18 protein-coding genes are annotated in these 23,281 nt (G+C 46.1%); 13 read left to right on the top strand and 5 right to left on the bottom strand.

Annotated elements, in window-relative coordinates:
• Positions 1-183 precede the first annotated feature (183 nt).
• The 8 genes from M4D81_RS16745 (at position 184) to M4D81_RS16710 (ending at position 9,082) form a co-directional block, all read left to right on the top strand.
• Positions 184-951, top strand: coding sequence for an ABC transporter ATP-binding protein (locus tag M4D81_RS16745; protein WP_260067383.1), 768 nt, complete (start codon positions 184-186; stop codon positions 949-951).
• Positions 938-2,869 (top strand): ABC transporter permease, encoded by a 1,932-nt coding sequence (locus M4D81_RS16740; RefSeq protein ID WP_260067382.1) that lies wholly within the window; start codon positions 938-940, stop codon positions 2,867-2,869. The genes M4D81_RS16745 and M4D81_RS16740 overlap by 14 nt, the downstream gene beginning before the upstream one ends.
• Positions 2,870-2,891: 22 nt before the next feature.
• On the top strand, positions 2,892-3,257 hold the full coding sequence (locus tag M4D81_RS16735; RefSeq protein WP_260067381.1) for a YxeA family protein: 366 nt from the start codon (positions 2,892-2,894) through the stop codon (positions 3,255-3,257).
• A gap of 26 nt (positions 3,258-3,283) precedes the next feature.
• Entirely contained in the window at positions 3,284-5,488 is a 2,205-nt protein-coding gene (locus M4D81_RS16730) for a M1 family metallopeptidase (RefSeq protein WP_260067380.1), read from the top strand.
• A gap of 91 nt (positions 5,489-5,579) precedes the next feature.
• Positions 5,580-6,287 carry a response regulator transcription factor gene (locus M4D81_RS16725; RefSeq protein ID WP_260067379.1) on the top strand — a complete coding sequence of 236 codons (708 nt, stop codon included), beginning with the start codon at positions 5,580-5,582 and terminating at the stop codon, positions 6,285-6,287.
• Positions 6,288-6,290: 3 nt separating this feature from the next.
• The gene (locus M4D81_RS16720) at positions 6,291-7,721 is read left to right on the top strand and encodes a sensor histidine kinase (protein WP_260067378.1); all 1,431 of its coding nucleotides are present in this window, start codon (positions 6,291-6,293) and stop codon (positions 7,719-7,721) included.
• Positions 7,722-7,811: 90 nt separating this feature from the next.
• Entirely contained in the window at positions 7,812-8,162 is a 351-nt protein-coding gene (locus M4D81_RS16715) for a DUF2512 family protein (RefSeq protein WP_260067377.1), read from the top strand.
• A gap of 203 nt (positions 8,163-8,365) precedes the next feature.
• Positions 8,366-9,082 (top strand): DUF899 domain-containing protein, encoded by a 717-nt coding sequence (locus M4D81_RS16710; protein WP_260067376.1) that lies wholly within the window; start codon positions 8,366-8,368, stop codon positions 9,080-9,082.
• A gap of 175 nt (positions 9,083-9,257) precedes the next feature.
• Here the strand turns inward: M4D81_RS16710 and M4D81_RS16705 are convergent, their stop codons facing one another.
• Positions 9,258-10,304 (bottom strand): CotH kinase family protein, encoded by a 1,047-nt coding sequence (locus tag M4D81_RS16705; RefSeq protein ID WP_260067375.1) that lies wholly within the window; start codon positions 10,302-10,304, stop codon positions 9,258-9,260.
• A 208-nt stretch (positions 10,305-10,512) separates the two neighbouring features.
• Between M4D81_RS16705 and M4D81_RS16700 the strand changes: the two genes are divergently transcribed.
• Positions 10,513-11,304 carry a hypothetical protein gene (locus M4D81_RS16700; RefSeq protein WP_260067374.1) on the top strand — a complete coding sequence of 264 codons (792 nt, stop codon included), beginning with the start codon at positions 10,513-10,515 and terminating at the stop codon, positions 11,302-11,304.
• Positions 11,305-11,751: 447 nt separating this feature from the next.
• Complete coding sequence (locus M4D81_RS16695; RefSeq protein ID WP_260067373.1) at positions 11,752-12,417, top strand: DUF2642 domain-containing protein; 666 nt, start codon at positions 11,752-11,754, stop codon at positions 12,415-12,417.
• A 147-nt stretch (positions 12,418-12,564) separates the two neighbouring features.
• On the opposite strand, the gene M4D81_RS16690 is transcribed toward M4D81_RS16695, so the two are convergent.
• From M4D81_RS16690 to M4D81_RS16675, 4 genes are all read right to left on the bottom strand, one after another.
• A complete protein-coding gene (locus M4D81_RS16690; protein WP_260067372.1) occupies positions 12,565-13,836 on the bottom strand; it encodes a saccharopine dehydrogenase NADP-binding domain-containing protein in 1,272 nt (423 codons plus the stop codon).
• A gap of 234 nt (positions 13,837-14,070) precedes the next feature.
• Complete coding sequence (locus M4D81_RS16685; RefSeq protein WP_260067371.1) at positions 14,071-15,405, bottom strand: ArsB/NhaD family transporter; 1,335 nt, start codon at positions 15,403-15,405, stop codon at positions 14,071-14,073.
• Positions 15,406-15,446: 41 nt separating this feature from the next.
• Positions 15,447-15,602: a hypothetical protein gene (locus tag M4D81_RS16680; RefSeq protein WP_260067370.1), complete on the bottom strand. Its 156-nt coding sequence runs from the start codon at positions 15,600-15,602 to the stop codon at positions 15,447-15,449.
• Positions 15,603-15,993: 391 nt separating this feature from the next.
• Complete coding sequence (locus M4D81_RS16675) at positions 15,994-17,784, bottom strand: hypothetical protein (RefSeq protein WP_260067369.1); 1,791 nt, start codon at positions 17,782-17,784, stop codon at positions 15,994-15,996.
• Positions 17,785-18,151: 367 nt separating this feature from the next.
• On the opposite strand from M4D81_RS16675, the gene M4D81_RS16670 reads away from it, so the two are divergent.
• The 3 genes from M4D81_RS16670 (at position 18,152) to M4D81_RS16660 (ending at position 23,221) form a co-directional block, all read left to right on the top strand.
• Entirely contained in the window at positions 18,152-18,565 is a 414-nt protein-coding gene (locus M4D81_RS16670; protein WP_260067368.1) for a YugN-like family protein, read from the top strand.
• 272 nt (positions 18,566-18,837) lie between these two features.
• Positions 18,838-22,290 carry a glycoside hydrolase family 2 TIM barrel-domain containing protein gene (locus M4D81_RS16665; RefSeq protein WP_260067367.1) on the top strand — a complete coding sequence of 1,151 codons (3,453 nt, stop codon included), beginning with the start codon at positions 18,838-18,840 and terminating at the stop codon, positions 22,288-22,290.
• Between the two features lie 151 nt (positions 22,291-22,441).
• Entirely contained in the window at positions 22,442-23,221 is a 780-nt protein-coding gene (locus tag M4D81_RS16660) for an alpha/beta hydrolase (RefSeq protein ID WP_071224059.1), read from the top strand.
• The last annotated feature ends 60 nt before the right edge of the window (positions 23,222-23,281 follow it).

Genomic DNA, 23,281 nt, shown 5'->3' with positions numbered 1-23,281 from the left:
ATAAGCCCGCCATGGCCGTGTCCATGCTGCGGGTTTTTGTTTTGTTCTGAGTAAGCATGCTCGTGTTCGTGTACTGAGCAAGTTTGTTAAGCTTTATGTAAGGTTCGTATAAAAATCGTGTAAGGTTCGCCTTTTATAATTACATCTGTGCTTAACTAACCACAACTTGAAGGGGAACGCCATATGACAACCATATTACAAGCAAAACATGTAGAAAAAACATTCGGTAATCAAGGAAATCAATATACGGCATTGCACGATATCAATCTTGAGATTCAGGAAGGCGAGTTTGTCGGGATTATGGGACCATCCGGGGCAGGCAAATCCACGCTGCTGAATATTTTCTCGACGATCGATACACCGTCGGCAGGCGATATTACCATTGCCGGACAGCATATCGTGTCGATGAACGAGGAGCAGCTATCGGATTTTCGCCGGAACCAGCTCGGCTTTATATTTCAGGACTACAACCTACTGGACACACTCACGGTCAAAGAAAATATTTTGCTTCCACTGGCGTTGTCCAAGGTGCCTGCAGAAGAGATTGAGAAACGGGTTAACGCGATTGCCGATACGTTCGGCATTCGGGATATCTTGAACAAATATCCTTATCACATCTCGGGTGGTCAGAAGCAGCGTACCGCGGCCTCGCGCGCCATTGTCGCCAATCCAAGCCTCATATTGGCAGATGAGCCGACAGGGGCGCTGGATTCCAAGTCGGCAACCAGCTTGCTGCAAAGTTTAAAGAAACTGAATGAGATCGATCATTCCACCATCATGATGGTCACTCACGATGCTTATGCTGCGAGCTACTGCAAACGCGTCATTTTTATAAAAGACGGACAGCTTTACCAGGAGCTTCATAGAGAAGACCAACTTCGCAAGGTGTTTTTTGATCAGATTCTGGAGGTGCTGGCTGCACTTGGGGGTGAGCACGATGACACTGTTTAGCATAGCCAGAAAAAATATCCGTAAAAATTTCACCAATTACTTTTTGTATTTTGCTTCGATGATTTTTAGTATCGTCATTTACTTTACTTTTGTTTCATTAAAATATGTTACTGCCATTCAGTCCGCAACGGAGGGATCGACAAAAATAAGTTCAGCCTTTAGCGGTGCCGCCGTCGTGCTGATCATCTTCGTGGCTATATTCATTTGGTATTCCAATTCCTTCTTTACCCGCAAGCGCAAGAAAGAAGTCGGATTGTATTCATTGCTCGGTGTTCGGAAGAAACAAATCGGCCGGATGTTATTTTATGAAAACTTTCTGATGGGTGTGCTGGCTCTACTAGCCGGGATGGTTCTAGGCTCCGTGCTGACGAGATTCTTTGTATCCCTGTTAATGAAGGTTATGGGATATGATGCGGTGTCGAATTTCTCGATATCGCCTGCGGCCATCATCAATACCACCATCGTATTCATGATTATTACGCTTATCACATCGCTGCAGGGTTACCGATTGATCTACCGGTTCAAATTGATTGAATTGTTTCATGCGGATCAGGAGGGAGAACGGGAACCGAAGGCTTCATGGATCACCGCTATATTGTCTCTGGTATTCATAGGCACCGGATATTGGCTTGCTCTGCAAAATCTGCTGCAATCCAAGGCTTGGGCGGCGCTGGGATTCATGTTAACGCCGCTTGTCATCCTGATGACCGTGATTATCGGAACGTATCTGCTGTTCAGTACCCTGACCGTTACGTTGTTGAAATTGTCCAGAAACAATAAGAACAGATTCTGGAACGGGATGAACATGATTGGTGTCTCCCAGCTTCTATATCGAATCAAAGGCAACGCCCGAACGCTCACCATCATTGCTGTACTTAGCGCGACAACCCTTACTGCTGTTGGGACGGCTTACAGCTTTTATTACAGCAATGCAAGCAGCGCCCAGCAAGCGAACCCGAACAGCATGATGTGGATCTCCCATGACAGCAGCGTGACCAAACGCGCAGACGAGCGGATCGGCTCAGCTGCACATCACGAGCTGTTATATCATGTGTCCGTCCCTGTCCTTGAAGTGGACGCTGATGTCAGAGGGCTGAACGATGCATTTTCGCAAGATATCCAAACTTACAGCGTCATCTCCGAGCATGATTTTAACGAGCTGGCGAAGGTGCAGGGCCGGAAAGACACCATCACTTTAAGCGGAGAAGAGGCCGTTGCCTTGGACCCGGCCTATTACGAAGGAATTTCACCGACGTATGTGGGTTCTACGGTCACGCTCAAACCAGACAAGCAGGAGCAGCAAATTACCTTTAAGGGATTGAAGAAATTCAGCGTGCTAAATATGGGGACGGTCTATTCTACAGTGGTCGTAAGCGACGAACTGTTTACGCACTTGCAGAAACAGACTAACACGATTTTGCTGGAGGCTTACGGCATATCGAATCAAGATAAAGCGAAGCAGTTGACGGAGGATCTGGAAGGCATCTTACCGGAAAGCGCCTCATTCACCAGCTATTATCATGATTATGCGAGAGGAATGGAATCGTCAGGCCTGTTGATTTTTATGGGAGGATTCCTGGGACTTGTGTTCCTGACGGCGACAGGCAGCATCATTTACTTCAAGCAATTGACAGAGGCCAATTCGGACAAGGCAAGATATCAGATATTATACAAAATCGGCGTAAATCGGCGTGAGGTTAAAAAGAGCATTGCCCAGCAAGTACTGTTCATCTTTGCTTTGCCGCTCGCTGCCGGTATTGAGCACTGCGCTGTCGCACTTTCTGCGTTGTCCAGGCTTCTGCATATGAATCTTGTGATTCCGGTCGTGATCTGTATGGCCGTCTACACCTGTGTTTATTTGATCTATTACGTTGTTACTGTTAGGTCCTACTATAAAATCGTAACCAAAACAAAATAACCAATCATAAAGGAGTACAGTCATGAAAAAAACGATAATTTTCGGCGGCATTCTTGTCGCCATCCTCATTGGATTTGTTGTATTCATTCAAAATGTAAACATCAATCGCCTCGGAACAGAATCATATTATGTGCAAATCCAAGATGGAAACCGAGTGGAAGACAAAGCGGATAACGGGGAGAAGTACATCTACTACGAGTACAACCTGGAGGGGTTCGACAAAGAAGGGAACGCGAAGACGTTAACCTTTAGGGCAAACAAAGAGCTGCGAAAGCAAGCGTTCTTGCGTTTATACGTTAAAGAAAAGGGTGTCAGTTCCTATCAAGAGGTACAGGCAAACGAAATTCCGGAAAAGGCCAAGATGAAACTTGAACCGTTAGGAAAATAAGGACGATATCAGAGGGAGAGAATAACGTGACTCATATAAAAGAAAGAACGACGAACCTATCGAAGAAGGCTATCATTAGCTCGCTTGTTTTGACATTGACTGCATGCCCGCTCATCAGTGCGGGGCATGCATCGGCAAAAGCCGATTCCCCTGCTGCCATTTCGCAAATCTCAGCCAGCGTTGAAGCGCATGCGCCGATTCAATATCATATTCAGGCGAGACTGAACGAGAAGAATATGACCATGCAGGGAAGCAGCATGGTTACCTATCGTAACACGAGTCAGGATACGTTGAATCAACTGGTATTCCATACCTATGCCGATGCCAACCGTTCGAAATCGACACAGACGTCCATGTTTAAACGATCGAACGAAGAAATTAGCAAGAATCATCCGGAGAAGAAGCCGGATGATTTTCTCGGAGGTATTGATATTCAAGGAGTGAACGCTAACAGCCAAGCTCTCGAGTTCGATAATAAAGATCAGGCTTTGACTATTCAATTGAAGGAGCCCTTGAAACCAGGCGCAACAATCACGGTACATATGGACTTCTCGCTGAACATTCCGTATGGTTCCCAGCGCTTATCGTATTACCAGGATATTGTGAATGGCGCTCACTGGTTTCCGGTCATGTCGGTCTATGATGAGGAGAAGCATCAATGGGACACAACCCCTTACAGTCCAACGTTCGAAACCGATTACTATACTTCAGCAGATTATGAAGTTGAGTTTAACGTTCCCGCTGGTTATCAGGTGGTGATGCCAGGCACGATAACGACAAGGAATGACGTGGAACCCGGCCGTAAGGTTGTTACCTCTGTTTCCAACAATACAAGGGAATTTGTATTTTTTGCCAGTCCCAATTTCAAAGTGGACAGTGTTACCCGCGACGGTTTGACGATCGAATATTTTTATTTTGATAACGAACCGGGAAAGAAACAGGTCATTGATCGGTATATCGATCAGGCATTTAAAGCCATTGAATTTTTTGGTGATAAATACGGCGCTTATCCTTATCCGGAATTCCGAATCGTCGAGTCTTACGTGGAGGGCGTGGCTATCGAATATTCACGGGTCATCCAAATGGGACAGGTTCAGAGCCAGGCTGATCCGGAGCAAGACACGGTATTCGTTCATGAAATCGCACATCAGTGGTTTCACGCTCTGATCGGGAACGATTCGGAGAACGAATCTTTCCTGGACGAAGGTTTTGCCGATTTTTCCAAGGTGTATTTTGCCGAGAAGCAGGGGGATAAACTGAACGGCTTTAGATCCATTCAATTTGACGTTTCCCCAATGGAACTTGCCATTGCGTCGAACAATGACGAGGTGGGGGATATGGCTAGTCCGGTTTATTACGATAAAGGCCGCCAAGCGATTTACCAATTGTACCGGTCCGTTGGCGAAGAAAAGTTCGATCAGTTTATGAGGGAATATTTCAAACGCTATGTATACAAAAATGCCACAATCGAGGGACTTCTCCAAACGATTGAAGATGTGCTGGGAAAAGAGGCCCGTAACGAAATGGCCACGGCTCTATACGAACCGGGCTTTGTACTTAAGCCTGAATACCAACTGTCAGAAGAAGAGAAAACAGCTTATATGCATGATCAGTTTCAATTGCTGTATCAAACATCCTTAAACCAAATTCCAGACCTGCCCTACGAAACGATGAGCCGCATCATGGAGAAGGCCCTCCAGGGAGAGCCGTTATCGATCGTTCTGAGTGACCAAGTAAGCAGTCCAGCACGTAAGCAGCAAGAAGCCATGGTGAACCAGCTCACGATGCTCTTTGATATCAGCGGAGTGAAATATGACATTATTCGGGATCGTCAGGTATTGAAAAAGAAATTGAAGAAAGAACTGGGGACAAGTAATCTGATCGTGATTGGCAACGGTAAATCGAATGGGGTGATCCAGGCACTGAAATCCGGTATCATCGAGCGGGCAAACAAAATGGGCTTTGCCTGGAAGGATACCATGAATCAACCAGGTGCTTCCGGAGCGTATGCGATTAAGCATCCATTCAATCAAAATCGCTTGATGCTGCACTACTTCTGGAATGGAGATCATGTAGAGGACAAGGCCTTGGAGACGTACATGGCGAAAATGCAGGAATCTCTCGGATTCACGAGCACTTTTTATCAGTACTATGTGATGGACAAGAAGGGCAAGGTGGTGTTAGATAAACAAGAGGAGAATCCGCTATCGAAGTTTTTTGCGGAGGAGTAAGCATTACGTATGTTCCCTTCCCAAGCCATGCTCTGTTGAATAGCAGCCTGGCAGGTGGGAAAAATGTTGGTTATAGCAGGGGGTGAACGTATTGGCGTTTGATCAAAAGGTACTTGTCGTTGATGACGAGACGGATATTGTCAGGCTTCTTCAAACCGTGCTGATCAAGGAAGGCATCGATCAGGTGTATACTGCAGGAACAGCGGAAGCAGCATGGGTTGAATTCCAGAAATGGCAGCCTGATCTTGTTATTCTGGATATCATGCTCCCGGACGGAGAAGGATACGAAGTATGCAAGAAAATTCGCAGCGTCTCCAATGTTCCGATATTCTTCTTATCGGCCAAGACAGAAGAAATCGATAAAATCCTGGGATTCGCCATCGGTGGCGACGATTACATTACCAAGCCATTTAGTCCCAAGGAAGTGGCTTACCGGATCAAAGCCCGGTTTCGGAGACCGGATATTATTGAGCTTGAGGACAAACCGAAGCGCGTGATGAAGAAAGGCCCCTTTGAATTGGATGAAGAGAAGGTAGAGCTGAAGAAGAACGGCAAAGTCATTCCGCTAAAACCGAAAGAGCTGGGATTGCTCACGCTGCTGCTTAAACATCCGGGCCAGATCATCAGCAAGGAAAGTTTATATGATCAGGTTTGGGGTGAGGAATTCTTCGGTTTTGATAATACCGTGATGGTTCACATCCGGAGGCTGCGGGAGAAAATAGAAGATGACCCTTCCAATCCCCGGTATCTCCTCACGGTAAAAGGCCTTGGGTATAAGCTTGTCGTAGAGGATGAATAAGGGATGAAGTGGAAGCTGACAGGCAGGTATTTGGTCTCCGTGGTTCTTATCGTTGTCATCGTTATTATTATGAACATCGTCGTGGTTATCGGTTTATTCATTTTACAATCGGTGAATGAGGATCTTCCAATCTTAAATAGGCAAACCTCAGCGGAATCGATATCCCGATCCTTCCAGGAACATATCGTAATAACCGAATCGGGTGCTTCGATAAGCGAGAAGGGCAAGGAGATTCTGGAGAAGAATCAAGCGTGGGTTCAAATTCTGGATGAGGATGGCGGGGAGATCTACCGTTATCTTGCTCCGGAGGAGGCCAAAACGAAGTACGCCCCCATCGATATCGTGCAAATTTATAAGTATGTCGAGAAGGAAGTGCTGTCCACCGTTTTCGTTGGCGAAAAGAAGGGTTTCGAGCATCGTTACAGTTACTTGGTTGGATTTACGACTCCATACCTGGAGCGCCAAGTGTTAACCTTCGATTCCCGGAACTTTGCTCAAATGTTTAAGGTCTTTAGTGTTTCCGTCATCATTATTGATGGATTTATCGCCTTATGCATCGCTTATATCTTCAGCAAGCGGCTGACCCAACCCATGTTTATCTTAATCGACAGCATTAAGCGTTTAGCTGGTCGTGATTATAACGTCTATCATCAACCTAAGGGGATTTATAAGGACGTGTTCGCCAATATCAATCTTTTGTCGGAAGAGCTGAAATCAAGCGAGAAGGAAAGAAAGAAATTGGATGCGATGAAGGAAGAGTGGATCGGGAATATCTCGCATGATATCAAAACGCCTCTTGCTTCGATTCAAGGTTATGCGGAGATGATCAAGGACACGGAATATCAGTTTTCCATGGATGAAATACGTGATTACGCCGGGATCATCGAAGGAAAGTCCAAATATTTGCGAGACGTGATCGAGGACTTGAATCTGTCGACCCGCTTGAGGAATAAAGAGCTGACGTTGAATAAGAAAAATGCAAACATCGTAAGCCTGGTACGCAATGTCGTCATCGATACCCTCAATGACCCCAGGTATGCCAACCGGGACATTGATTTTAGCAGCAGTCAAGAGGTTATTAAACTCGAGGTTGACGATATTCTGATACGCCGAGCGATCAGCAATCTGATCTATAATGCAATTGTTCATAACCGTGAGGATATTTCGATCAAGGTCCGGGTTGAGAAGTATGATGAGCATATCCTGATTCGGATAGAGGACAATGGAAAGGGCATTAAGCAGGAGGAGCTTGGAAGAATCTTCGATCGCTATTACCGTGGGACCAATACGGGAGAACTCCATAAGGGATCAGGTCTTGGCATGGCGATTACGCATGACATTGTGATCGCGCATGGAGGGAATGTTCAGGTTCATAGCACGGTTGGCCAAGGCACGGTTCTTGAAATCAAACTGGAACGGAACAGCGCCCAATAGGAGTGATGGTTTTCCATTGGTATTAGGGACCATGGGCAGGAGTAAAAAAACGCAAAAGGGATACACTACCGCAAAAGGAGTGTATCGCTTATGAAACTGCTTGTTAAGTTGTTGGTGCATGGAGTCTTGATTACGGCACTGCTGGTTGCGCTCACCGATGCTTCGTTCACAGGCGCTATCTTGACGGCATTAGGAATTGGCATCGTCGCTTATTTGGTGGGGGATTTATATATCCTGCCCCGAACCAGCAATATGATGGCAACGATTGCGGATGCCGGCTTAGTATTTGTGATGCTATGGATCATCGGTGGAATTGCAAACTGGACTATCGATTTCTCGGAGGTCCTGCTGATTGCGGTTCTTGCGGGAAGCTTTGAGTATTTGTATCATATGTGGCTCAGAGGCGAGCATTTGTTTGAAAAGAGACGGCGGGCCTCGTAAAACCAGAATGGAATATATGAAACAAACACATAACGCACGATCCGAAAAGAAGCCTGAAATCAGGCTTCTTTTTTATATATCGAAAATAGAAGGTTTTGCTGAAAGGGCAAGGCTATAATTCTTGATATTTGAGCAATTGAGAAGAAATTCTTAGCTGCCATTAGAGATAAACTTAAGAAAATACATGAAAGGAGAATTTCATTATGAAAAATGGAGAAGATCATTTGCAGCTTCCAAAAGTTCTATCCCCTGATGAGTGGCTATTGAATCGTAAGGAGCTGATGACCAAAGAGACTGGAGAGGAATTTCCCAAAATCGTGTCTCGGGACGAGTGGCTCGTGGCTCGTAAGGAATTGTTAGCCAAAGAGAAGGAAGTTACCCATGAACTAGATGCGATGTTGGTTGAACGAAGAACCCTGCCAATGGTCGAGATGGACAAGGATTACGTCTTCGAAGGTCCGGACGGCAAGGCAAGATTGCTTGACTTGTTTGACGGTCGAAGTCAACTCATCGTCGGGCACTTCATGTTTGACCCGGACTGGGAACAGGGCTGCCCAGGCTGCTCGGCAGGTGCAGCCGAGATTTCGGATGACCACCTGAAGTTGATGCATGACCGTGACACCTCCTTTGTATACATCTCTCGTGCACCACTGGCAAAGATCGAGGCATACAAAGAGCGCAAGGGCTGGAGCTTCCCTTGGTACTCTTCGTATGGCAGTGATTTCAACTACGATTTCCACGTTACGCTGGATGAGGCTGTAACTCCTGTAGAATATAATTACTGCACCAAAGCGGAGTATGCGCAGGCAGGTAATCCACTAGACTTTGAAGGCAAGCAGTCGATTGAGCTGCCGGGAAGAAGCTGGTTTCTCCGGGTCGGCGATCGAGTCTTTCACACCTACTCTGCATATGACGGATAGTGAAGCAGACTGAAGCGCGAGATGCGTTTGACCGAATGCCCGGAATGCACGTAAACGGCTGGACCAGTCGGCCTTGTAGCAATGATGGTGAAGCCTATATTTCGAAAAAAGCCATTAATATAATTAATCAGCGATGCTGCCGAAGTGAATGATCGGCAGCATTGTTTTTTGAAGTTTAATCCAAACTGCCCAACTGATTCAAAATGTCCTGCCTTCTCTGGTCAATATATTTTCGTATCGTATCCGGCTCGGAGTCAAACACCTTGTCGCTCCACTTATGATTAGGGTCCTTATAGACATGGTCCGCAATCGCATTGTGCATTTTGTATACGATCGGCAATTGGCGCCTCACGGTGAATACCGACTCAAGAAACCCTGACAGGAGAGCTTTATACCTCTGCCTGTGCGGACGGAAGGATAATATTTTCTCGGTCAGCTTATTATAACCTTGAATTTTCACAAGGTCAGAATCTACTAATTTTCCATAGCAATTCCTTCCCCAAGTTCCCTCGTAGTCCCACGGGATCATGCGGTAAGTTCGAGTTTTTCCATGCTCAAACAAAGTGTAGTTCTGATTAAAGCCATCGTAATTCCCGGTTAATACCGCGCCGCATAGCCATCGCAAATAATTTTCGATGTCCAGGTGCTTACGGAGATACTGCTGCAATTCAGCACCCACTTTGATATGAATCTGCTGTACGAAGTTGGACAGCTTCACACGATCGCGCTCGGAACCTTTGATCAGGTTATAACCCGAGAAGGAGGATTTACCAGATGAACGCTTATCCGTAAAATCGGCATTGTCGTTAACGGCATAAATAATGCTGCGCACGGGAATTCCACGCTTACGAAAAAAGGGAGTCTTAACTGCCTCAATATTAAGGTAGACCCCCAGATTCTCATTATTCAGATTCAGCACGCAGTGGCGGGTCGACGGGCTTGGCACATGGATCGAATTGAAAAATTGAAAGGAGAGGGCGTTTCGAATCAAGGAAGGGTCATCATATTCGGCATTGAAATGGTAGGTATATTTTGAGGTTCTAATTTCATAGGATTTTTTCGGGTATTCACGTGTATGCCCTCCGCGATAGCGAATACGTATCGGTATTCTTTTTCCCCCGCTAACCAGCTGTGCAGGCACAAAATGATTTGACCAAATATTGCTTTTTAACTGTTCATAATCTTTGTCTTTGATAGTTATGCGATACACAGGCAAGGGCATGAAGCTACCTCCTTCAAACTGGTAGACTATCGTTGATTTTATATGATTCGATTATATTAAACCAGTTCCTTTCTATTACGGGAAACATATAAATATATTACCGATAGACCTGATGGACAATTGAGGGGTATCCAATGCGGTCAAGATAACTCCTGAAATATACCATTCATGATCTGTCGAAATATGAATCCTCGAAAGGAGCATGAACATGGCTTATAACAGGTTTGGTTTCGGGAATTTGGTAGGAAGAAACGTGAAGATCAACCGCGGCGGGCCAGATTCAATTGAAGGTCTTCTGCTCGATGCTCAATCAGACTACCTGGTTGCAGTTGCTGATGGCGGTTTCGTTTATGTTAAAGACGATCATGTCAAGAGCATTACGGACACAGGTAAATCCGGTGGAGCGAGAGAAAGTATTGTAAATCCGATTACGGCATACAACTTCGTAGGAGTCATGCAAGCCCTGCGGTATCGCCTTGTTAAAATTAATCGAGGCGGACCAGAAAAACTGGAGGGTATCATCGTCGACGTGAACCAGAACTATCTGATCTTAACCGTAAAAGGTCAAGAGGTCGTTCACATCCCTGTTAGCCATATTAAATCGATCACGGTTGTTCGTGGTGGAGGGAATAACCAATCCGGCAGCAATCAAAATCAAAATAGCAACTCTCAAGGCAATCAATCCAACCAATCGCAATCGCAAGGCAACCGCTCAGGCGGTAACCAATCGGGAGGCAACCAAGGAGGAAACCGCTCAGGTGGTAACCAATCGGGAGGCAACCGGACAGGCGGTAACCAAACGAGAGGTAACCAAACGAGAGGTAACCAAACGAGAGGTAACCAAACGAGAGGTAACCAGACTGGCGGAGACTGGATGAATTGGACAGGCGGCAACCAATCCAAGAACCGTTCCGGCAAGCGCAATCGCAGCGGCAACCGTTCCAATAACCGCTCCGGAAACCGAAATCGCAGCGGAAAACGGAGAAGTGGCGGCGAGTAACTTATCGGTCCAATACAAACGGTGCAATTATATCCAAGTCCAGCCATCTTCTGCTCACTCATTTTATATATGAAGCAATAGGAATTTAAAAGTATGTTAGTCCTCCGTAACGAAACACCTCACATGAATCATTGCGTGTTCTCCTCTTTTATAAGGTGAGTTGCATGAATATTCCACCGATTCAGCCCCTTACCGAAATCATTGCGCGTGCATTATTGATGTCTTGCCTCTGAATGAGCATTGGCTGCCGAAGGCATCCAATGCTTCCTTCAGGGGAGTGTTTATCCAGTACGACGCTTGCGGTTGTAAGCCTGCACGTTGTAGTTCGATATCAACAATATATGCAAGCGCAGGCGTTAGGTGATGGTGATTCTTGATGATTAAGTGAAGTTATTTGATTTGCAAGCCATCATGACGCAGCTAAGTTTTTTTGCGAGGAGGGAAGAGATGGAACCATTACGCTCAATGATAGGCAAACGTGTTGAGTTGGAGCTTTCGGGCTGCAAGACGATGCTTCATGGAGAATTCATTGATATGGGAAGCGACGTTCTGGTGTTATATTCCAATTCAAAATATATATATACGCCAATCCATCATTTGCAGCATTTACGTTTATATGAAGAATGGGAAAACCCTTCGATGGATAGCGGTCCTGATTCTAAGATCGATCTCACCAATATTTCATATCGCAAAATGCTGATGAATTCCAGGGGCGTTTTTACTGAAATTTACTTGGGAGGCTCACACTCATTGCATGGTTATGTGACGGGCATTATGAACGATTTCTTCGTGTATCACTCACCGATGCATCAGGCGGTTTATATTCCGGTTAACCACGTTAAATATCTGATACCGTATCCGCCGAACTTGACCCCTTACAGTCTCAGTCAAGAACATTTTCCAGTACAGCCTTCCGGTGTTGCGCTGTCCCGCACCTTGGACCAACAATTAAAAAAGCTTGAGGGGCAGCTCGTCATATTCGATCTCGGCGAACATCCCCACAAAAAAGGATTGCTGAAATCCGTCAATGATAAAATCATTCAATTGGTTCTCGCAGGCGGAGACGACATTTATCTGCATATGGATCACGTTAAATCCATCCATCTGCCGTAAAGCTGAAAATCTAAATTTTTAGAAAGTTGCAGACTTCCCACTGACAGTTCATCTGGCGGTGGGGTTGCTGTTTAGCAAGCTCTCAGAAATGTCATATGAGACTGTACTCCTATAAATGAAGTCGTTATTTAATCAATAAAGCTCTCCTTAAGAGGGGGAAGCGTATCTTCTAATGCGATCGAGCAGTTGTCCATCCGTGCACGGGTTCTCGCCGCTCACAAAATCTTTCATATAGTAGGACAGATAGTCACCGTATCGGCTTTCGGTCTGAAGGAGTAATTCATCCACGAAATAAACTCCATTTGCAATTTCGTCTTTAAGGAGTGTGCATAGTGCGCCGTATAGGCCGCAGGCAACCTGAAAATAGGTGGCGTTGATATGATATTGAGGGAAAATGTCGTCGCTGCTCAAAACATTATACATATACCGCTCTTTGTCCGGATATACAAGCAGGACCCCCACTAAATCTTCTCCTCCGATCTCACCATTCACTGGATCAAGCACTTGCTGATCCCATTCCCATATTTCGTCGATATCCTCAAGCTGGGAACGTATTAAACGAATGGTATGGTCGCTTACGCGGTAGATAAAACCTGTCTCCATATCGAAGAGTTTGCCGAGGGTCAATACTTCCTCATGAGGCATTAATGATCCATAGAATTGTTTATTTCCCAATGTGACCTTGAATTCAAGCTCGTATACCGGAAGATGCATCGTGAACGGAAACCGATGCTTCATGAACATTGGATAGTTGAGAATGGCTTCATCGAGAAAACACTCTGGCGACCAAGTGGAGTAAATCGTGCGCTCTTTAACAAGAGCAGGGTCTTTGTATAGTGAAGTGTCATGTTCAACGATATAACAGGCTAGCGGTTTCTCGCCAGGTGTTTCGTTCATTAACTTGATGGCCATCCACTGGACGACGCCCGGATTCATGCCGGTGCCGATGATGGCGGCAGACTGTGTGGCTTGATTTCGGCCTTCCTGGAAAATTCGGTATCTTTCCAAGAGCGTATATCCTGCAAGACTCTCATTCTCATCCACCTTCGGATTCTCAAGCGCGGTATTCATATAGTGTACGCCGGTGTCTTGGCAGCATGTAAGCATATCGACCGTATCCGCCCAAGATACATCGATCACATGCGTGGTGCCGGTCGAGCGCAAATGCTGACGAAACTGTTCCAAATGGTTCAAGTCGAATTGGTGCAGTGTAGCATGCTTGAGCAAATTCGGCATGAATGTTCGATAATGTACCGCTTCTTCCTGCTTCAGGTCTATCAGATGAATCTTGCTGTGCTTCATAAAGATATGAATGGGGTCATGGATATCGCCAAGACTTTTCTCTAAAAGTGAGAGGATTGCTTTAGCTACTCCGCCCGAACTGCCAAGTATGCTGATAACGATGGGGGGCTGTTTCATATTCTACCAACTCCTTTCTAGTAACACATTATTCATAGGGTTGTGGAAAGGTCTGTACGAACACACACGGAATGCAGATATTCGTTCGAATCATGATATGTACATAGTCAGCGGAACGAATTGGACAGAAAAGAGAGAGCAATGAATGATGTGCGTATCATTCTTCTTTCATAAAGAACGATGAACGGCGCGCCACATCATTTTCAATGCTCTCCTCGAGTTGTCGCAACAGCATCAGTATAGCCATTGAACCCAAAAGGCCAAAACCACCAGCGTAAATAAAAGGGTGGGAGGGATGGTCAATATCGTGACCTTGATATAATCCTTCCATTTGATTTTGACATGGTGCTGTTTCAGAATATGAATCCATATTAAGGAAGCGAGAGTACCCATCGGGAGAAGCAGCGCTCCAATATCACTGCCGATTACACTAGCCAGGTAAGCAATCTTGAGAGTTAGCGGATCAAGGTTCATATTGGTTAACGTGATAGTGCCTACCATCAGAGCGGGGTGATTGTTAAATAGGATCGATAATAAAGAGAGAAGGCCACCCATCAACAAGCTGGCGTTTAATAGGTCTGTTGCAACGATTGGCTCGAAGAATTGGATTAACAGTTCCGTCAAACCGATGTTATGAAGTCCATAGATGAGCACATACATTGCAAAGGCAAAAACAAGAATATGCCATGGAGTTTTTTTTAATAAATCTGTTGGGGGGATTTTCAGAACAGCCCATCTCCAGGACAATAGAATGGTTGAGCCTAGGATAGCTACAATTTCGATAGGTATTCCTAAATAGGAGGCGACGAATAAAGCGATTCGAACAGTAAAAACAAACAGGAGAACATTACGCATCAACGTATTGCGTTTGTGAACATCTGCTGGAGAATTCAGAGGACTGCTTAGAGGATGTTTACCTTCGGCTAAGTGCTTTTTCACATGAAGCCTACGCGGCAGCTGACGTTTAAAGCAGAGGAATAGCAGAAATACCAGCAACAGAAGTCCAAGGGTCGCCGGAACGAACATCATCATGGTATGCATGTATAGGTCCATGTCCACAATTTCTAGAGCAATTAAATTTACGATATTGCTGACGCCTATAGGTGCACTCGATGCAGTGGCTATGAGTGCGCCTGAGAGTAGATAAGGGATTTTTTCATGGTTTTTGAGTCCGAGTTGCTTGAGCAAAATTAGGAGGATCGGCGTCGTAATGAGTATGCTTCCGTCGTTGTTAAAGAATAGCGTCATTAGAAAACATAATAAATTGACATACCAGAACAACCGAATTCCCGACCCTCTTGCTCTGGCCGCCAAGCCCTCGGCAGCCCAATTGAAAAATCCGAAACTCTCAAGTATAACGGCCATGACAATGGTGGCAATGATCGTAATGGCAGCACTGCTTATGGTTGACCCAAGGTCCGTCAACGATACGCTCCCGCTTAATACAACGATTGCGGCACCAATGGAAGCCGGTATGGCTTCATTTAATCCATTCGGACGCCATATGATTAGAACCATGGCGATTATAAAGGCTGCAATTGTTAGTGTGATCACTGCTGGACTGAGCATGGAGTGTCTCACTCCCTTCTATCATTGATCGACTGCAATGGTTACTTATCCTTATTGTCGGGGATCACGACACTAATAAAAGCAACTTGCTCTCTTGCTGCCTCATCCTTAATAGATTCAACCGGAATCTGTTTAGGAGGCGTTAGAAGAGAGTAAAGGCCCCATCCTGCCAACAAAATAACAATGAGCACGATCACGAATATCACTCCTCGCCGTCACTTATTTATTTTGTAAAGATACCTACCATTCATAATTAGTAGATAGATATACTCTATTTATATGTATCGAGGACTGGCATTGCTCTAATGGATTTGCCTTGATCATACGATATTCCGCGATTGTAGGATCGTATATGCGACCAGTTTGCCTGAACGGCATTGTGACATTCTTTATTTCTTAAATGAAGAAGAGAACTAGATTCGATAATAGGTAGTTCCTGGTATCATTTAATTCAGCATTAGCGAAGTATAGGGTATAACAGCACGTAAAGTTATACCGCGCGCATAGGACGGGAGTCTGCGGATCATATAGAATAGCCCCGTTGCTCGAATAGGGCAACGGGGCTATTTTCACCTCAACTTAGGATATTCACGGCTTGGCATTTTTCCAGTAAGCATACGCATGCACCACGCTACCGGTAAAGGAAGGTGAATCCTTCAATAAATCAGGCAGCTTGGCCAGCTCTTCCTCCATGTAAGCTGCTCCTTCTTCATAGAAGGTAATATGATCGCCTTCATGGCTGGCTTTGATCTCTACGGAAATCTTGATCGGTTTGCCCAGCTCATCGGCAAATGCGATCTCTTCCTTAGCTACGGCGACAATCCCGTTCGATCCTTCCGCTGCATCACGGAAGGCCATGAGAGAAACATGGTCCATTCGGTTGATCATCCACTTGCTGAGGGACATATCTTGCCCGGTAACTTTGTATTTATCCAGCCACACGGCCATATCCATGCTTGCTTCCAGATTGGAATCTTTTTTCAATTCCGTAACAAAAGCATCCAGATTCGCGGTCCATTCGGAAATAACCTGCTGCGAATTTTCCCTCCATGCAGGCAGCACATAAGGCTCAATGTCCAAATGAATGCCATGAAAACGCTCATTGCCTTCCACAGCACGATTGTAGTTCTTTACATAATTGACCAATCGCATCATTCTGGGCCGGTTCTCCTCAAGTGCCCATATCGGATGACCACCCATGGCATGGACCTCGATTCCGGCTGCAGCCGCTTGTTTAACAAACGACGAGTACGAACTGTACGGTTGCTCCAGGTCCAGCCTTACATACAGCCAGTTCAAGTTTTTCTCTTTCGCAAAATCAAGAATTTCCTGACTGTTTTGAATTACTTCATGGGCTTCCCAAATATATGTGCCTCTTACGATAGAGTCCCGTGTAACGGGATCCGCATCGGGCACGCGATCGCCCTCTCCCGGTTCAGGATTGGGATCGGGGGCCGGTGATGGGGAAGTAGGGTCCTTATCGTCTGGCGGCACGCTCCCATCATTAGACATGTTTTGCCAGTTGCGAATATCGTGGATAGCGATCCCGGCAAAGGAAGCATATGAACCGAGCGCACTGGACAGATGTTCCAGTTTGGCGTTCATTCTTTCCTTACCATGTCCATAAAAGCTGGTGTGAGGCTCACCCGGCATTTCCTTCGTGTTAACCCCAATAAGAATCTGCTTACCAAGCCTGTTGGCAAGCTCAAGCTCATCTCGCGTCAGCTCCAGAATGCCATGCTCGGATTCTACTTCGTTCCGATAGGCCATCACGGTAACATGGTCAAATGTACCGATCAGCCATTCATTCAGACCGGCTCCATTACCCAAAGTGTATTGATCAAACCAGAAGGGGATGTCAATTCCGAGCTCCAGGTCGCTCCCGGATACTTGATTCAGGAACACCATAAGATTTTGTTCCCAAGTGCTGATGATGTTGTCCTGCTCATCCTCCCACTGGGCAAGTACATACGGCTCTATATCAAGATGAATGCCGTCAAATCGGGCGCCGGCCGAAACCTTGCCGTTATAGTTGATCACCCAATCGGCGAGTCCGAGCATATCCTCCCGATGTTCGGTGAGGGCCCATCTTGGATCTCCTCCTAAAGCATGCACAGCAATTTGACTCTCATGCGCACGCTGTATAAATGCCTCGTAAACTTCGAACGGCATTTGACGATCAATCTGTAGGAAGATTAGATTAATTCCTTCTTCGCGGGAAAAATCAAGCAGTTCTTCGCCGCCATCCTGAATCAGATCCGTCTGCCAGATCCAAGTTGCTTTTGTTGTAGCATTTTCTCCATAAGCCGGGGTTTGAAGCCCCACCAGAAGCATGACAGCCAACAGGCCGGCAAGCATCGGGTAACCTTTTACTTTCATGCTTTCCCTCCGTTTCTCTGCGAGAACTCCACGTATTCTCTATTTAGTAAACGGGGTTATTATAGCATTGATGCCTCAAAAAAAGATGAGACCTTGTTCTTACGGGACAGGTGGCAAGCAATACATCGAACAAATGATCGGTTTAAAAGGAACTATGATATATTTGGAAAAATATAACTAAATTATATAAATTATATGAATTTGAACAAGATTAAGGCTAACTACTCAGGAAGAAAGTTGTGTTTTTGGCTTTTATATGGCCTAGTGTCACTGTTTATAATGATGAACATCATGATTTCGAAAAGCATTCCCGTATACCGTTTGGAATTCAAGTCCATCCTAGGACTAAAAACATAAGGTGGGCGACATGATTAATTTGGAATCGAGATTGGAGAATATCGAAGACCGTTTTGTGAATATAGATACCTATCTATGTAAACATGAGTTTACGTTAGCCGGCAATTGGGATTATAAGCATGGTTATCTGGACAGGCGCTTGGATCAGGAGCGAATGGTGTGGCTTCGGATCCCTTTTCTGGTAACCAAAGGCAGCCTGGATGGCGAATGCGGCGGTTGTCATGCTACGATAAAGTTCGGCCGTCCATTCGTATTTAGACATATATACAATACGGGAACCGACAAGCATGCAGCACCTCGTTTATTAGGAGCTCTCTTTGATCAATTCCAGGCTCCGATCGACCCGGACGCATCAGTGGACGAGATGTGGATTGAACAAGCACGAAAAGTCTTGGATGAAGTGGAGACAGGGTACTTGCACTGATACTCGGCGCTGACGAGGAGATCAAGTTATCTTGATCCCTTTTTTTATAGTTACATCATAATAATCAAGGAGCTCTGACGTTTGCTGCGGACAAGGGGCTCCTTTTTGTATGGGTGAACAGAATAGGGGGATTAAAGAATATCCTTAGAAAACTTTAGAACTTTCGTAAAAGCGGGCTCAAATGTTAAAACATCCTGATATAGTTGGATAGACTGGCTTCAGTATGTGCCAACTTGGATCAATTAAATAAATGAAGAAGGTGATACCCACCCATGAACAAAAAAACATTATTTAATGATGGATGGACATTTGCAAAAAGCAGCCTTGACCATACGGATTCGGCGAATCTTAAACTCCAACCCGTGGACATTCCCCATGATTGGCTTATTTTTAACACGGAAAATTTATATGAAAACAGCATGGGCTGGTACCGGAAGCAATGGTCGTGGAATGGCGAAGGAGCTCAGGTTCTGCTGTGTTTTGACGGGGTGTATATGGATTCTTCCGTCTATGTCAATGGTCATTGCGTGGGTGAATGGAAGTATGGCTATTCCTCCTTTGAACACGAAATCACAGATTTCCTGGTAGAAGGGGAGAATGACCTTATTGTGAAGGTAGTGTTTCAAAGTCCGAACAGCCGGTGGTATTCGGGCGCGGGCATCTATCGTAATGTGTGGTTAAAGATAAGGGAAGCGAACCATATCGCAACAGACGGCATTTATATATCAACAACATGTCAGGAAAATGGATGGTTGGTCGAAGTCGACACAGAAATGAATATCGTAGATGATGTGGTCATTAACCACACGCTCCTGAAGGGTGGTCAGAGGATCGCAGAGGTGTCCAATCACGTCAACGCTAGCAGCGCTGGGAATATAACGAATACGCAAACTCTAACTGTTGAGCGTCCATGGCTCTGGAGCCCAGATGAACCTCATCTGTATCAGTTGGTTACCGAGATGCGGGTGATTGGAACTGATCATCCGACAGACCGGCACGTTGAAATGGTAGAATCGGTGTCGCACAACGTGGGATTCCGCCATATCCAGCTTGATCCGAATCAGGGATTCCTCCTGAATGGCAGCAAACTGAAACTGAACGGTGTATGCGAGCATCATGATCTCGGAGCACTGGGTGCAGCGTTTAACAAAACGGCCTTAGCCAGAAGGTTTGCTATTCTGAAAGACATGGGGGTTAATGCGATTCGCACCGCTCACAATATGCCTGCCAAGGAATGGATGGATCTTGCGGATGAAATGGGGCTGCTGATCGTATCGGAAGCCTTTGATATGTGGGAACGGCCGAAAACCCCTTATGATTATGCAAGGTTTTTCCCGGATTGGGTTCAGCGCGACGTGAAGAGCTGGGTCAAACGGGATCGAAACCATCCGTCCCTTATCATGTGGAGCATCGGGAATGAAATATATGATACCCACGCGGATGTGAGGGGTCAGGAAATAACAAGAATGCTGATGGCAGAGGTACAGCGATACGATCCCAAGCAAAATGCAAGCGTTACCATCGGATCGAATTATATGCCTTGGGAGAACGCTCAGCTATGTGCCGATATCGTAAAGGTGGCAGGCTATAACTATGCCGAGAAGTATTACGAGAAGCATCATCAGGCACATCCGGATTGGATCATCTATGGCAGCGAGACCGCATCGGTCGTACAAAGCCGAGGCATCTATCATTTCCCTTTTGAAAAGTCTATTCTGGCCGATGACGACGAGCAGTGTTCCTCCCTTGGAAACAGCTCGACCAGTTGGGGGGCGAAATCGGCGGAGGCCTGCATTCTGGCAGAGCGAGATATGCCCTTCTCGCTGGGACAGTTTATATGGACCGGATTCGATTATATTGGAGAGCCTACACCGTATCATACCAAAAACTCTTATTTCGGACAGATCGATACGGCAACCTTCAAGAAGGATTCTTATTATATCTATCAAGCAGCCTGGACGAATTACAAAACGAAACCCATGGTGCATCTGCTGCCATACTGGGATTTCAACGACGGCCAAATGATCGATGTTCGCATCTGTTCCAATGCGCCAAGCGTCGAGCTGCAGCTGAATGGGGAAACCATCGGTACGCATGATATTGACCATGCACACGGAAGACAGCTGGTGGGTTGGTGGAAGATTCCTTATGCAAAAGGCGAATTGAAAGCGATCGCTTATGACGAAGCTGGCCGTATCGTGGCTGAGGATACAAGAAACTCTTTTGGCGATGCCAAGCGTATTGTTTTGTGCCCGGATAAAGAAGAATTAACAGCCGATGGAACAGACCTCATCTTCCTGGAAATTGCGATGGAGGATGAGGACGGCCATACCGCCCTGAACGCGAATAACCGGGTGGAGGTGCATGTGACGGGTGCCGGGCGGTTGCTTGGACTCGATAACGGAGACAGCACGGATTACGATCCGTACAAAGGCCGGAGCCGAAGATTGTTCAGCGGCAAGCTGATGGCAATCATCGGAGCCACATTGGAGCCTGGGCCTATTCGAATCGAAGTGTCTTCCCGTGGTTTGGAGAGCCGATGCCTACATCTGACATCCATCCCGGCGCAGGATGAATTGACAATGGGCATATCGGCAAGCATGAATAACGAAGAGGGGCCGTGCCTCACGGGGAACATGCTCGAGCTTCCGCTTCGCAAGATTGAACTGATCAGCGAAGGAGGTCCATCATTTCATCCGTCCAATCGGCAAATGGTGGTGCGTGCCATGTTACATCCGCCGGAAACCACTTATCAAGAGGTCGAATGGGCTGTCGTGAATGATGCCGGCATCGAATCCATAATCGCCAGTGTGGAAGCCAATGGTCATGAAGCCATCGTAACTGCTCTTGGCGACGGTGAGTTTCGTTTGAGATGTACGAGTCGGAACGGGACGGATAAAACCAAGCTCATCTCCCAGCTTGAATTTCAAGTTGACGGTTTGGGGGCGGCCTACAAAGACCCATACTCTTTCATTTCCGCAGGACTGTATGATTACAGTCAAGGTGATGTGGGAAACGGGAACGAAAGAGGCGTAGCTACGAGCAGAGACGGCGAGACGCAAGTCGGATTTCGGGACATCGATTTCGGTCCCCATGGCTCCGATACGATCACCATTCCGATATTTGCACTCTCAAGCGAAGCGTACTCGCTGCAAATCTGGGAAGGCATGCCTGGTGAGGAGGGCAGCTCCTTGCTGGCCGACTGCATTTATCAGAAAGAGTCCAAGTGGAACGTGTATCAGGAAGAAACCTACCGGTTGTCCAAGAGGCTGCGCGGCATAACGTCAATATGCTTTGTCCTGCGCCAGAAGGTGCACATCAAAGGGTTTTATTTTCATGCGGGGAATCGGGCCTTCGAGCAGAATTATGCCGCAGATGGTGATCGAATCTACGGAGATACCTTTACGATTATGGATGACAAGGCTGTTGAAGGTATAGGAAATAATGTTTCCCTCGAGTTTGACCTAATGGATTTCTCAGAAGCAGGCACTTCAAAACTGATTGTGTACGGGCGTTCGGCCATAGACAAAAACACGATTCATATCCGGTTTGCCAATTCGGCGGGAGAAAGCAATCAGCTTGTTGAATTTACGCAAACAGATGGATACGAAGAGCAAGTGTTTGATCTGGAGCATGTGAACGGTAAACAGAAGGTGACGTTCATCTTCCTGCCGGGAAGCCAGTTTGATTTTGGCTGGTTCCGATTTGTACGGTCAGGTTCATAATACCAATGGTGATCGAGGCTGCTGATCCAATCGGCAGCCTTCTTTGTTTTGAATGGAGGTATGGACCATTTACACGGATCGATAGGAATTTAATTAACCCTGCGGTATAATTAAATAATAGACATACCGAGATGGAAGGGACCGTGAGGAAATGAAGCAAACCAATAAACCGAGGAATAAAAGAGTGGTCAAGATTGTTATATGGACCCTGTCTATACTAACCATTATTACCATAGCAGCTAGTGTCCTACTGGATTCTCTTACTTACAAACCGCTCGATGAAGCGAAAGCGGTGTTTCAAAGTAATACGAAAGTAGTTGTCGAACACCTCAAGGACGGCTATCGTTTCGAGCCGGTGGGCGGGGAGGTGATCCAGCCCGACATTATTTTTTATCCGGGTGGATTGGTGGAGCCCGAAAGTTATGCGCCTTTTGCCAAGAGAATGGCAGAGAAGGGGCACCGCGTATACATTGCATCCATGCCTTTGAATCTCGCCATCTTCGGACAGAATAAGGCGGATTCCTTCATATCGGAGCATCAAGACAGACGTTATGTCATTGGCGGGCATTCCTTAGGCGGTGTTTTTGCTGCGAGATATGCTTCTGAACATGCGGATGTCATTGACGGGGTTTACTTCATGGCATCCTACGCGGATGATGGAGGAAAGCTAAACGGGTTGAATATGTCCGCGCTTCAAATCACCGGTACGCAGGATGGCGTTCTTGATCGAACCGAGTGGGAGGCTGCAAGAAAGAATCTGCCGGACGATACGACATACGTGGATATTGCGGGCGGCAATCACGGACAATTCGGTTCTTACGGTTTCCAAAAGGGAGACAACGAAGCTTCCTTAACCCCGGCAGAGCAGTTGATCGAAGTGACGGAAGCCATAGACCTCTGGATCCAGGGCCTTGATTCGTTTCAACGTTGAAACTGAAATGTAACCCGATTGAAACTTCTACGTATATAGGTTATAAACATGGGTACATGT

The sequence above is a fragment of the Paenibacillus sp. p3-SID867 genome, from assembly GCF_025142895.1.
In the GTDB taxonomy this organism is placed as follows: Bacteria; Bacillota; Bacilli; order Paenibacillales; family Paenibacillaceae; genus Paenibacillus_AQ.
The sequence above is the reverse complement of the archived record's forward strand: the minus strand, read 5'-3'. Positions and strand labels throughout refer to the sequence as shown.